The sequence below is a fragment of the Micropruina sp. genome (assembly GCF_047606665.1).
Lineage (GTDB): Bacteria > Actinomycetota > Actinomycetes > Propionibacteriales > Propionibacteriaceae > Micropruina.
In genome coordinates this window covers 93,860-107,043 of record NZ_JASGEF010000021.1, presented here as the reverse complement: position 1 = coordinate 107,043, position 13,184 = coordinate 93,860, and the positions used below count along the sequence as shown (strand labels likewise).

Annotated in this window: 10 protein-coding genes; 3 read left to right on the top strand and 7 right to left on the bottom strand. The window is 67.4% G+C overall.

The features are described 5' to 3' along the window. Window positions 1-119: 119 nt before the first annotated feature. From QM619_RS05165 to QM619_RS05140, 6 genes are all read right to left on the bottom strand, one after another. Window positions 120-2,354 (bottom strand): 6-phosphofructokinase, encoded by a 2,235-nt coding sequence (locus QM619_RS05165; RefSeq protein WP_415104986.1) that lies wholly within the window; start codon window positions 2,352-2,354, stop codon window positions 120-122. 120 nt (window positions 2,355-2,474) lie between these two features. After that, window positions 2,475-4,151 (bottom strand): ABC transporter family substrate-binding protein, encoded by a 1,677-nt coding sequence (locus tag QM619_RS05160; RefSeq protein ID WP_415104985.1) that lies wholly within the window; start codon window positions 4,149-4,151, stop codon window positions 2,475-2,477. Between the two features lie 153 nt (window positions 4,152-4,304). Continuing rightward, complete coding sequence (locus tag QM619_RS05155; RefSeq protein WP_415104983.1) at window positions 4,305-6,419, bottom strand: dipeptide ABC transporter ATP-binding protein; 2,115 nt, start codon at window positions 6,417-6,419, stop codon at window positions 4,305-4,307. After that, the gene (locus tag QM619_RS05150; protein ID WP_415104981.1) at window positions 6,416-7,324 is read right to left on the bottom strand and encodes an ABC transporter permease; all 909 of its coding nucleotides are present in this window, start codon (window positions 7,322-7,324) and stop codon (window positions 6,416-6,418) included. The genes QM619_RS05155 and QM619_RS05150 overlap by 4 nt, the downstream gene beginning before the upstream one ends. A 1-nt stretch (window position 7,325) precedes the next feature. Then, window positions 7,326-8,306, bottom strand: coding sequence for an ABC transporter permease (locus QM619_RS05145; protein WP_415104979.1), 981 nt, complete (start codon window positions 8,304-8,306; stop codon window positions 7,326-7,328). An 87-nt stretch (window positions 8,307-8,393) separates the two neighbouring features. Further along, the gene (locus QM619_RS05140) at window positions 8,394-8,828 is read right to left on the bottom strand and encodes an RDD family protein (RefSeq protein ID WP_415104977.1); all 435 of its coding nucleotides are present in this window, start codon (window positions 8,826-8,828) and stop codon (window positions 8,394-8,396) included. A gap of 129 nt (window positions 8,829-8,957) precedes the next feature. Here QM619_RS05140 and glnA point away from each other — a divergent pair, with 129 nt between their 5' ends. The 3 genes from glnA to QM619_RS05125 all read left to right on the top strand — a co-directional run bounded on the left by glnA (window position 8,958) and on the right by QM619_RS05125 (window position 12,107). Next, window positions 8,958-10,388 carry a type I glutamate--ammonia ligase gene (glnA, locus tag QM619_RS05135; protein WP_415104975.1) on the top strand — a complete coding sequence of 477 codons (1,431 nt, stop codon included), beginning with the start codon at window positions 8,958-8,960 and terminating at the stop codon, window positions 10,386-10,388. A 538-nt stretch (window positions 10,389-10,926) separates the two neighbouring features. Beyond that, a complete protein-coding gene (locus tag QM619_RS05130; RefSeq protein ID WP_415104973.1) occupies window positions 10,927-11,316 on the top strand; it encodes an MmcQ/YjbR family DNA-binding protein in 390 nt (129 codons plus the stop codon). Next, the gene (locus QM619_RS05125; RefSeq protein ID WP_415104971.1) at window positions 11,313-12,107 is read left to right on the top strand and encodes a phosphotransferase; all 795 of its coding nucleotides are present in this window, start codon (window positions 11,313-11,315) and stop codon (window positions 12,105-12,107) included. The genes QM619_RS05130 and QM619_RS05125 overlap by 4 nt, the downstream gene beginning before the upstream one ends. On the opposite strand, the gene QM619_RS05120 is transcribed toward QM619_RS05125, so the two are convergent. Further along, window positions 12,092-13,006: a VOC family protein gene (locus tag QM619_RS05120; RefSeq protein ID WP_415104969.1), complete on the bottom strand. Its 915-nt coding sequence runs from the start codon at window positions 13,004-13,006 to the stop codon at window positions 12,092-12,094. The two genes, QM619_RS05125 and QM619_RS05120, sit on opposite strands and share 16 nt — an antisense overlap. Between the last annotated feature and the right edge of the window lie 178 nt (window positions 13,007-13,184).

Below are 13,184 nucleotides of genomic sequence, written 5' to 3'. Positions count from 1 at the left end.
GTCCCCCGACGTTCGAAAGTCGCACGAGAGAGAACCGTCCCCCGACGTTTTCCCGACGTTCGACCCAAACCCGTCATCCCGGCGAACGCCGGGATCTCAGTCGCCGCAGGTCACGGACGTCAGGCGTCCGCGGGTTCGGGTTCTTCGGCAACGGCGCGGGCGACGTCGCGGAGCTGCAGCCACCAGGGGTTCTTGGGACGCCGGAAGTCGCGGTCCATCAGGCTCAGCATGGACGCCATCGGCACCTCGGTGATCTTCGACTCGGTCAAGCCGACCAGGTAGCTGCCGTCGGACTCGCCGTCGAGCTCCTGCGCGATCAGGTTCAGCGCATAGCCGACCAGGCGGGTGGCCAGCAGCCGGTCGAACGGGGTCGGCGATCCGCCCTGCTGCTGATGCCCAAGCACACCCTGCCGGACGTCGTACAGCCCGCGGCTCTCCTCTTCCAGCAGGCCGGCGATCACGTTGGTGGTGTAGTGCTCGTTGGCCCGCTCGTTGCGGACGGCGAGGAACAGCGAGCGTCCGGCGGCGAACGAACGCCGCAACCACTTCACGTCGTCGTTCAGCTGGTCGAGGGTGATGCCCTCCTCGTGCAGGTAGACCCGTTCCGCACCACCGGCCAGCCCACCCATCAGCGCCAGATAGCCGCAGTAGCGGCCCATCGTCTCCACCACGTAGGAGCGTTTGGTCGCCGACGCGGACAGCTTGATCCGGTCGATCGCCTCGACGATCACGTTCAGCGCGGTGTCGGCGCCGATGGCCAGCTCCGAGCCGGGCAGGTTGTTGTCGATGGACGCCGGCACGCAGACGATCGGAATCCGGAAGGCCGGGTACCGCTCCCGTTCGTTGTGCAGCAGATGGGCGGACTGGTAGGCGTTCCAGCCGCCGATCACCAGCAGCGCGTCGACCTTGTGGTCCTCCAGCTGCCGGCTGATCGTGTACAGCTGCTCCACCGGCGGAATGGTCCGGCGCAGCCCTAGGTTGGCGCCGCCGTCGGCCGTCCAGGCCTCCACATCGCCCCAGGTCAGCTCGCTGACCTTGCCGTCGCGCAGACCGGGGAAGCCGTCGTGGATGCCGAGCATGGTGTGGCCGCGGCTGATGCCCAGCCGGACCGCCGCGCGTGCCGCGGTGTTCATGCCGGGGGCCAGTCCGCCGCCGTGGATGATGCCGATCCGACGCGCCCCGTCCCCGGCCGCGACTCGGGACGGCTCGGCCAGCTCGGCGAACAACCTGGTCATGCCGGCGAACGAGGTGCCCCGCTTGGCCATCGCGGCGTCGTAGTCGCCGGCCTCGATCAGGGCCGGCACCTCGCGGGTGTTGCGGACGGCCTCCATCAGGTCGATCGCGGTCACCCGGTTGCCGCGGAAGCCGAACACCCGTCCGGGGGTGTCGGCGTCGGCACTGAGCACCGCGTGGGCCGCCTCGTAACCGAGCCAGGTGGAGCACCAGCGGTCGAACGCGCTCGGGGTGCCGCCGCGTTGGACGTGACCCAGGATGGTGACCCGGGTGTCCTCGCCGAGGCGCTGCTCGATGATTCCCCGCACCTGCTCGGACCTGATCGGCGTCCCGGAGCGGTCGGTGGCGCCCTCCGCCACCAGCACGATCGAGTCCCGGCGTCCGGCCTGGCGGCCGCGGCGCAACTCGGCGCACATCTTGTCTTCCCAGCCGTCGGCCGGCGGATTCTCCGGGGTCAGCACGTAGTCGCAGCCGCCGGCGACGGCGGCCATCAGCGCCAGGTAGCCGCAGTGCCGGCCCATCACCTCGACCACGAAGCTGCGCTGGTGACTGGCGGCGGTGCTGGCCAGGTCGTCGATCGCCGAGACGATCCGGTGCAGCGCGGTGTCGGCGCCGATCGTCATGTCGGTGCCGACCAGGTCGTTGTCGATCGAGCCGACCAGCCCGGCGATCATCAGCGCCGGATGCTCGGCGGCCGTCGCGGCGTCCAGATCGCCGGCCTCGACCAGTTCGGCCAACAGTTCGGGCCATTCGGTGCGGAACGCGTCCAGACCGGACAGGCTGCCGTCGCCGCCGATCACCACCAGCCGGTCGATCCCGGCCGCGAGCAGGTTGCGGGCGGCCTTGCGGCGGCCGGCGCGTTCCCGGAACTCCTTGCTGCGGAAGGTGCCGATCACCGTGCCGCCGCGATGCAGGACGTTGCCGACGTCGTCCCAGCCGAACCGGCGGATGCCACTGCCGCCGTCGATCATGCCCTGGTAGCCCTCGAAGATCGCGTAGACCTCGGCGCCCAAAGTGATCGCCGTCCGGACGACGGACCGCACCGCCGCGTTCATGCCTTGGGCGTCGCCGCCGCTGGTCAGGATGCCGATGCGCTTGCCCGCGCCGATGAGTTCGACCATGAATCCTATCGTGGCGGTTGACGGGCGATCGCACAGCAGTTCTGGGCAAGCTCCGTCCCGAAACGAAAACCAGGGGGCGACCGTCCGGTCGCCCCCTGGCTGCGTGGGCCTGCTAAGACCTCACTTGGTGTAGCCGACGTTCTCCCACTTGATGGTCCCGAACGCCACGGCCCCGATGTTGGCCAGCTTGGCCCGGACGCCGATCAGCATCGGGCGCTGGTACAGCGGCAGGGTGTGGCCGGACTCCCAGATCGACCGCGCGACCTGGTTGCCCATCTCGGCCCGCTTGGCCGGGTCCATCTCGGTGTCGATCTTCGGCGCCAGTTCCTCCACCGTCGGGTTCAGCAGCTGCGCGTAGTTGAACGGTTCGTAGCTTTCCTTGCCGTCCTTGACGGACGCACCGTAGATCTGCCGGAGGTCGCCCAATGGGTAGGGAGTGCCGATCCAAGAGAACGCAATGATGTCGAAGCCGTGATCGTTCAGGACGCCCGGCCACTGCTTGTCGACATTGATGTTCTTCAGCTTCAGGTTGACGCCGATCTCCTTCAGCATCTTCTGCGCCTGCAGGCCTTCGTTCTCGGACGCCGACACCCCGGAGAGCACGACGAAGTTCACGTCGAGTTGCTTGCCGTCCTTCTCCCGGAAGCCGGTCGAGGCGTTCAGCGTCCAACCGGCCTCATCGAGCTTGGCCTTGGCGCCCTCGACGTTGTAGTCGATGCCGGTCGCCTTGCCCTGGTCGACATAGCCGGTCTGGTTCGCCATGTACAGGGTGTTGTTCAGCGGCGTGGCATCCCAAGCGATGCCGGCCAGGTCGGACCGCCCGATCGCACCACGGTCCAGGCCCATCATGATGGCCTGGCGGACCTTGACGTCGGTCAGGTTCGGAGCCTTGGCATTGAAGGTGAAGTGCCGGAAGTTCGGACCTGCGGCCTTGCGGACCACCGAGTTCTGCGCGTCGCTGGCGGTCTTGAAGCCGTTCGGATCGGAGCCCATGTCGTAGTAGTCGAGTTCCTGATTGGCGAACGCGGTGGCCTGGGCATCGGTCAGGATCTTCTTGAAGGTGAGCTTGGTCAGCAGCGGCTTGGCACCCCACCAGCGCTCGTTCGGCACCATGATCGTGGTGCCCGACACGTTGTCGATCGAGTCGATCTTGAACGGACCGGACTGCCAGCCGAGCTTCATGCCCTTCGTCCAGCCATCGTTGAACAACTCCGGCGTCGCCACGCTCTCGGCCCGGAACGGGCCGCCCGCGATGATCTTGGTCCAGTCCGGGTAGGTGGTCTTGAAGGTCAGCACAACCTCGTAATCGTCCGCCCCGGCGGCGACCGAGGTGATCAATTCCCAACCGGCAGTATTGATGTTCTTGTACTTCTTGTCCGAACCGTTCAGCGCCTTCCAGGTGGCGATCCAGTCCTTGACCGTGATCGGCGTGCCGTCGTTCCAGACCGCCTTCGGGTTCAGCGTCAGCGTCAGCTTCAGGTTCGGGTTGACCTCTTCCTTGGCGTCCAACAGGTAATCGTTGTTGATCTTCGGGTTCCCCTCGGCGTCGTAGTCGTAGTACGCCGGCGAAATGGGCTTCTCCAGGAAGGTCATCTCGGCATCGCCACCCGCCGAGGTGTACGGGTTCCAGTTCCGGTACTCGTGGGAGATTGCGCCGATGAACTCGCCACCGACCAGTTGGTCACGGGGGGTCTCGTTGATGTCCCAGCCCGACTTGACCGCTGTCGCCGTCGAGCCGGCGGTCGGTGCATTCGGCTGGGCTGGCCCACCACAGGCCGCCAGTCCCAACACCGTCACACCGGATATCAGCGGCACAATGAATCTTGATGCCTTCACTTGTCCTCCATGTGGCACGCGCCCTCGACCGGCGGAGGCCAGCCGACTTGCGCCCGATCCTACCCCTCACAGGCCTGACACAGGGAGGTCTGTCTGTCAACGATCGGGTGGACCTCAGAGAACCCGTACCACCTCGTTGAAGTGGCATGCCGACTGATGGTCGGCGCCCGCGGCGACATCGACGAGCACGGGGACCTCGTGGATGCACTTCGCCTGGTCAGCTTCGCCGAGAGTGAGGAATTTCGGGCACCGGGTGCGGAATTTGCAGCCGGACGGCGGGTCGGCCGGGCTGGGCAGATCGCCTTGCAGCAGGATCCGGCGTCGGGTCCGCTCCGCATTCGGATCGGGCAGCGGAATCGCCGACAACAACGCCTGGGTATAGGGATGCGCCGGGTGGGAGTAGACGTGATCGACATCGCCGACCTCGACCAGCTTGCCGAGGTACATCACCGCAACCCGCGTGGCGATGTGCCGGATCACCGCGAGGTCGTGCGCGACGAACAGGTAGGCCAAGCCCAACTCCAGCTGCAACTCCTGCAGCAGGTTGATCACGCCGGCCTGGATCGAGACGTCCAACGCCGACACCGGCTCGTCCAGCACCAGCAGCTTCGGTTTGAGGGCGAGCGCGCGGGCGATGCCGATCCGCTGCCGCTGGCCACCCGAGAAGTGTGCCGGGTAGCGGCTGGCATGGCTCGGCTCCAGCCCGACCATGGTCAGCAGTTCCTGGACGCGCTGTTCCATCTCGGCCTTGCTGAAGCCGTGCACTCCCATCGGCTCGGCGATGATGTCGAAGATCGGCATCCGCGGATCGAGTGAGGCCATCGGATCCTGGAAGACCACCTGAAGATCGCGGCGCAGCGCCTTGCGTTCGGCGCGGGTCAGCTTCGCGGTGTCCTTGCCGAGGACCACCACCCGGCCCTCGGTCGGGCGCACCAGGTTGAGCACTTCCAGCAGTGTGGTCGACTTGCCGCAACCGGATTCGCCGACCAGTCCCAGGGTCTCCCCGGCCTTGACCTCCAGGTCGATACCGTCCACCGCGTACACGGTGCCGACCCGGCGCCGGTAGATCGCGCCCTTCATCAGCGGGTAGTGGCGCTTGAAGCCGGTCAGCTCCAGGACGGTCTCGCGCTTCTCGCGCGGCACCCGCTCCAGTGCGGACGCCGGCAGATCGGGCACCGGGAAGATGTCGGCGTGGCCCAGCTGACCCTGGTCGATCTCCGCCACCCGGTGGCAGGCGGCCAGGTGGGCGATGCTGGTGGTCGGCTCCAGTTCGGGCTCCGTGGTCCGGCACACCTCGATCGCCATCGGGCAGCGCGGCACGAACGGGCAGCCCGGCGGCAGGTTCACCACCGACGGAGGGCTGCCCTCCAGCGTCGGCAACGCGCTGTCGGCGGATTGATCGAGCCGCGGCACGGTGCCGAGCAGGCCGATGGTGTAGGGCATCCGGGGCCGGTAGAAGATGTCGTCCACGGTGCCCTGCTCGACCGGACGCCCGGCGTACATCACGGTGACCCGGTCGGACATGCCGGCCACCACACCCAGATCGTGGGTGATCATCAGCACCGCGGCACCGGTCTCGTGCTGGGCGCGCTTCAGCACCTCGAGCACCTGAGCCTGAATGGTGACGTCCAGTGCCGTGGTGGGCTCGTCGGCGATGATCACATCGGGATCGTTGGCGATCGCCATCGCGATCATCGCCCGCTGCCGCATGCCGCCGGAGAACTCGAACGGGAACGACTTCACCCGCTGCTGCGGGTTCGGAATGCCGACCAGGTCGAGCAGTTCGACGGCCCGCGTGGTGGCCGCCGCGGTGCTCACGTCGTAGTGGGCCTGGATGGCCTCGACCAGCTGGGCGCCGATGGTGTAGACGGGGGTGAGCGCCGACAACGGGTCTTGGAAGATCATCGCCAGGCCGTCGCCGCGGATCTTCGACATGTCCTTGTCGCTGCGGCCCAGCAGCTCCTGGCCGTGCAGCGTGACCGAACCGGTGATCTTGGCCGTCTCGGGGTGCAGACCCATGATGGCCAGCGAAGTGACCGATTTCCCGGAACCGGACTCGCCCACGATCGCCATCGTCTCGCCGGCCGACAGCTCGAAGCTCAACCCCCGGACGGCCTGGACCGGACCGGCTTCGCTGGGAAAGGTGACGTGCAGGTCCTGGACGCTGAGCACCGGCCCACCGGCACCGCTGCGTGGCGCCTTCGGTGCGATCGACTGAGTGGCCCTCATGCCTGGCCGCCAGACGCGGACGACGGATCGAGGGCGTCGCGCAGGCCGTCGCCGACACCGTTCACGCACAGCACCAGGAAGACCAGAATGGCCGACGGCCCGAGGAAGACCCACGGGTAGGTGGTCGCCATGGTGGCGCCCTCGCCGATCAGCGTGCCCAGCGAGGTATCCGGCGCCTGGACGCCGAAACCGAAGAAGGAGAGGCCGGTCTCGGCGAGGATCGCACCACCGACGCCGAGCGTGGCGTCGATGATCAGTAGCGACGACACGTTCGGCAAGATGTGCCGGATGATCGTCTTGAACGACGACAGACCCATGAATTTGGCGGCCAGTACGTACTCCCGCTCCTTCACCGACAAGGTCAGCGACCGCACCACGCGCGCCGACAGCGGCCAGGCGAAGATGGCCAGCAGCACCACCAGAATCATCCAGGACGCGTCCCCCTCGGGTGCGCCGCGGGTGAGTACGGCGATCACCAGGAAGCTCGGCACCACCAGCATCAGGTCGACGATCCAGAGCATGCTCTTCTCGTACCAGCCGCCGAGGTAGGCCACCGACGCCCCGACCAGGGCCGCGATCGTGGTGGAGATCAGCGCCACCAGGAAACCGATGATCAGCGATTTGCCTAGGCCCCGGATGGTCAGCGCCAGCACATCGCGGCCTGCCCGTGTCGTCCCGAGCAGGTGGGACGAACTGGGCTCGGTCAGGTAGTTGTAGGAGTCGATGTCATCGAATTTCCAATAGAACAGGTACGGCCCGAGGAGCGCCAGGAAGACCAGGAGCAGGATGCCGACCGCCCCGACCACGGCGGTCTTGTTGCGCAGGAAGCGCCGCCAGATCAGCGCACCGCGGGTCAGTCGCTTCGCCGGCTTGAGGCCGATCTCGGAGGTCTGCACGGTGCTCATCTCAGCCCAGCCTCACCCGTGGATCGAGAATCGCCACCATGATGTCGGACAGGATGGCGCCGACCAGCACGCAGACCCCGGCGAAGGCGGTGACCGCCACCGCGCCGTTGATGTCGTAGCCGGTGATCGTGTCGACGGCATACATGCCGATGCCCTGAAAGTTGAACACCCGTTCGGTGTACGTGGCGCCGGTGAAGAGCGTCGCGACGGTGAACGCGACATAGGTGCCGGTCGGGATCAGCGCCGTCCGCAGCGCGTGCTTCATGATCGCCTTGGATCGGGGCAGTCCCTTCGCCCGCGCCGTCCGGACGTAATCGGCACCGAGCGAGTCGAGCATCAGGTTGCGCTGGATCCGGCTCATCGACGCCGCGCCTAGCGCCAGCAGCACGACCGTGGGTAAGAACAGGTGCTGTAATCGGTCCACCCAGTCGGCGAGCGGATAGTTGCCGATCTCGCCGGTCTCGCCGATGAACTCGAAGGTCCGGGTGCCGGTGACCTCATTGAACCGGGTGGCCAGGATCTGGGTGACGTAGCCGATCACGAAGGCCGGCGTCGAGATCAGCAGCAGCGAGATGACCGTGACGGTGCGGTCAGAGAGGCGGTACTGGCGGGTGGCCGTCCAGGCGCCGAAGGCCACGCCCAACACGATGCCGAGCAGTGAGCCGACCAGCAACAGACGCAGGCTGACCCACATCTTGATCCCGATCTGTTCGGCGACGTCGACGCCGAAGGGCGAATAGCCCCAGTTGCCGTGCAGCACGCCGGTCAGCCAGGTCGTGTAGCGGTCCCAGAGCGGCACCTGATCGCTCAGGTTGTACTGGCGAAGCTGCGCCTCGATGTCCTCCGGCGGAATGGGCGGCTGACGCAACGCGAACAGCTTGCGGGGATCCATTGCGCTGGCCGCGAGGAAGTACGTCATCGACACGGCGACGAAGAGCAGCAGCAGGTAGTTGATCAACCGCTTCACCACGTAGCCAATCACGTGACTCCCCTCGACGGCACTGGGCACAACATAGCGCGCCGGGCGTTGTCCGAGTAGCTTTTTGCGATTGGTCGGGGGCCGGACGCCTCAGCGTCGGTTGATCACCACGGTGCCGAGCACCAGGTCGTTCAGCGCTCGCCGCTCGGCCCCGATCACGATGGTCGGCAGCACCAGGCAGATCATCGCCTGCCGGGCGATCGCCCGCAGCACGCCGATCGGGCGACCGTCGAGCCGGGCCACCCCGATCTTCGCCAGGATGTGCCCGAAACTGCCTCCGGCCAGGGCGGTCAGCACCGCCGACTGGACGAAGAAGACGGTCAGGATCATCCAGCTGCGCCAGCCCGGCTCGCGCAGCACTCCCACCCCGAACAGGATCACCGCCAGCGCCATGGACGCCGCCCAGTCGATGATCAGGGCGGCGATCCGCGCCCGCCAACTCGCCAGCGCCCCGCGTCCGGACTCGGGCAGGCCGAGGGACTCACCGGGGTAGGGGTTGCCGGCGTCGGCGGCTGAGGCACTCATCGCAGGCGATCCTACCGAGCCGGACGCCGAGGCTGGCGTAACGTTGCTGAAACAAATGCGCAACCATGCGGAAATCAGGTCTCCCTAGGGTGGCTGGCGTTCTGATCCCATATCCCACTCGGAGGAAAGATGTTCCAGAGCGCTGACGATCTGTTGGCCTATGTGAAGGACGAAGGCGTCGAGACCATCGACATCCGGTTCTGCGATCTGCCTGGCGTCATGCAGCACTTCACCGTGCCCGCCAGCTTCTTCGGCCCGGAGGTGTTCGAGGACGGCCTCGCCTTCGACGGCTCGTCCATCCGAGGGTTCCAGAAGATCCACGAGTCGGACATGGCGCTGCTGCCCGACCCGACGACCGCCTTCATCGACCCGTTCCGCCGCTCCAAGACGCTGGCGCTCACCTTCTTCGTGCACGACCCGCTGACCAAGGAGCCGTACAGCCGCGACCCGCGCAACATCGCCCGCAAGGCCGAGGCGTACCTGCGCTCCACGGGCATCGGCGACACCGCGTTCTTCGCGCCCGAGGCCGAGTTCTACATCTTCGACGCGGTCCGCTTCGAGACCCGCCAGAACGCCGGCTACTACTACATCGACTCCGAGGCCGGCGCCTGGAACACCGGCAGCGAGGCCGACGGCGACGGCCGTCCGAACCGCGGCTACAAGGTCAAGTACAAGGGCGGCTACTTCCCGGTGGCCCCTGTCGACCACTTCACCGACCTGCGCGACGACATGGTCCGCAACCTGGAGAACGTGGGCCTGACCGTCGAGCGGGCGCACCACGAGGTGGGCACCGCCGGCCAGGCCGAGATCAACTACCGCTTCAACACCATGCTGGCCGCGGCCGACGAGGTGATGAAGTTCAAGTACGTCATCAAGAACACCGCCTGGGCGGCCGGCAAGACGGTCACCTTCATGCCGAAGCCGATCTTCGGCGACAACGGTTCGGGCATGCACGTGCACCAGTCGCTGTGGAACGACGGCGTCCCGCTGTTCTACGACGAGAACGGCTACGGCCAGCTCTCCGACATGGCGCGCTACTACATCGGCGGCCTGCTGCACCATGCGCCGTCCCTGCTGGCGTTCACCAACCCGACCGCGAACAGCTACCACCGCCTGGTGCCGGGCTTCGAGGCGCCGGTGAACCTGGTCTACTCGGCCCGCAACCGGTCGGCCTGTATCCGGATTCCGATCACCGGGTCGAACCCGAAGGCCAAGCGGGTCGAGTTCCGCTGCCCCGACCCGTCGTCGAACCCGTACCTGGCGTTCGCCTCCTGCCTGCTGGCCGGCCTGGACGGCATCCAGAACAAGATCGAGCCGCCCGCTCCGGTCGACAAGGACCTCTACGAACTGCCCCCGGAGGAGCACGCCCAGATCAACCAGGTGCCCGGCACCCTGACCGAGGTGCTCGACCGGCTGGAGGCCGACCACGACTACCTGCTGGCCGGCGACGTGTTCACCGAGGACCTGATCGAGACCTGGATCGAGATGAAGCGCGCCGACGTGGACGCCCTGAGGCTGCGTCCGCACCCGCACGAGTTCGAGATGTACTACGACATCTGATCGGCACCTGCTGATCGAGCACGTCGAGATCCGGCCTCTGGCCTGCGAGAACGCAGGCCAGAGGCCGGATCGGTCTCGTCCGGGTCCTGCGCTCGGGCCTGGCCAGCGACGAGTCAGGATCGTTCCACCGGGTTCGGCGAGTGCGACCAGCAGGGCGTCCACCGCCGGTACCTTTCGCGCCCTGGTGCGCAGTTCGGCGGCTCGGCGCGCGACGCGTTCCGAGACGCCGGGCCGAATATCGCATGTCTTCAGGAAGCGGTTGGTGATGACATCACGCTGAACGGAACCGGTCAGCGACTCGGCCAGGACGATCGTCGGGACGACCGCAGGCCAGAGCCCCCGATGTCGCAGCGCGAGGATGACCGCGGCCGCTCCCTGATCGCGCGCGGCCAGGCGGCTGATCCCGCCCGAGTCCAGTATCAGCATCAGCCTGCCTGCACCGCTCGCACCCGCATGCGTGGCATACGCCCGCCTATTATGCGCCTAGAGAGCCGCAGATACCCTCGAGCTGCCGATTCCGCCGAGTTGGGAGGACGCCATGAACCATCCGCGGCGCTACGCCGACGACGACCCCTACCTGGCCAGGCTGCGCGCGATCTGCCTCGCCTTGCCGGAGGCGTCCGAGAAGGAGTCGCACGGGCAGCCGAACTTCTACACCACGAAGGTGTTCGCGGTATTCGGCGCGGCGGTGAAGGGCGACCACGACAGCGACCGCTGGGCGCAGTCGGTGCTGGTGTTGCCGAACCTGCTGACCCGGGAGGCCGCCCTCAGCGACGACCGGTTCTTCGTCCCCGCCTATTACGGGCCGTACGGGTGGATCGGGCTGGACTTCCGCGCCGCCGAGGTGGACTGGGACGAGGTGGCCGACCTGGTCGACGAGTCCTATCGCAACACCGCTCCGGCCCGGTTGGTCAGGCTGCTGCCGTGACCCTTCCCCGCACGGACACCGGGTACTCCCCGCTGGCCGGCCAGACCAAGTTGGACGACATCGTGGCGCCCGCCTGGGTGCTGGCGATGGCGGACGGACGCCGCGTCGCACCGGTCTGGCGCAACGAACTGGGCGGCATCACCTATCGGTTCGGCGACGGCGACAGCTTCCTGAAGGTGCAGCGTCCGTGCCCCGATTGGGACGTCGCCGCGGAGCTCCCCCGGCTGGCCTGGATCGTCGACTTCGTGCCGGCGCCCCGCATCCTGGACAGCGGCGAGCGGGACGGCGCGCACTGGCTGCTGACCAGCGGCATCGCCGGCCGCTCGGCGGTCGATGAGGCCTGTCGCGTCCGTCCGGAACTGACCGTCCCGGCCCTGGGCCGCGGGCTGCGCCGGTTCCACGACGAGGTTCCGGCGGCGTCCTGTCCGTTCATCTGGTCTGTGGCCGACCGGGTGACCAGGTTCGGGCTCGACCCGGCGTTCCTGGACGCCGTCCCGCCGCTCGACCTGGTGGTCTGCCACGGCGACGCCTGCAACCCGAACTTCCTGATCGGCGCCGACGGCGAGGTCAGCGGATATGTCGACCTCGGCCAACTCGGCGTCGCCGATCGCTGGGCCGACCTGGCACCGGCACTGCTGAGCCTCGGCTGGAATTACGGTCCCGACTGGGAGCCGGCATTCTTGGACGCATATGGCATCGCCGACAATCCCAACAAACGCGCCTTCTACACCGATCTTTGGAACGGGGTCGGCGATACCCTCGACAGAGCTCGCTACTACGTCGACCGCTGATAACGCTCATTTCTCGGCGCGGACGTCAGCCGGACCAGGTTGCCCCATGGGTCGTCGAACTCGACCGTGGCTGAAGTGTCACGCAGTTGGACGCCTCGCGGCCGGAGCCGGGCTGCGGCCCGCGCGACCTCGGCGGCGTCCGGGAGGGTGATGTCGACGCGGCCCAGGCCGAGGCCGGGCGCGCGGAGGCCGACGCCGTCGCTGCGCCAGGTGTTCATCGCCATGTGATGGTGGTAGCCACCGGCCGACACGAAGACGGCGCCGGGGACCTCCGCGGTGAGCTCGAAGCCCAGCAGATCCACATAGAACCGCCTGGCGAGTTCCGCGTCGCCGACCTTGAGATGGACGTGCCCGACCGTTCCGTCCAGTCCGGCCAGGACGCCACGCCGGTCCGGCACGGTCGACAGATAGTCGCGCGCCGCGTCGGTGAGGTGGGCGCCGATGAAGCCGCCCGCGTCGACGAACAGGGTGTCCATCAGCACCCGCCCGTCCTGCCAGTGCCACTCCGAACGGGGCCGATCCCAATACAGCTCGACGCCGTTGCCCTCGGGGTCGTCGAGGTAGAACGCCTGGGAGACCAGGTGGTCGCCGGCGCCGGTGTAGAGCTCCGGTGTCCGGATGGCGACGGACACCAGCGTCGCGGCCAGACTGGCGCGGTCGGCATGCAGGATCGCGGTGTGGAACAGGCCGGCACTGCGCCGCTCCCCCTTGGGCAGATCGGGCCGGTGCCGCAGAGCGACCAGGGTCTCGTCGCCCCTGCCCAGGTCGATCTCGGACGACCGCTCGGCCCGCACCTGCAGCAGCAGGACATCGCGATAGAACGCGGTCATGGCGTCCAGATCGGCGACATCGAGGCTGACCCGCCCCATCCGGGTGTCGCCCGGCAACAACTCGGTCACACGACCCCACTTTCCCTGACTCGTCAACAATAGGCGTTCATGCGATGTTCCCGGCCTGTCGGTGCCGGGTCATAGAATCCCGGATGACTTCAGCCAGGCCGGACGCCGACCCCAGAACGCGCGCCTGGGTGATCGTCGGGATCGTGCTGTTGTCGTTCAATCTGCGTCCGGCGGCGGT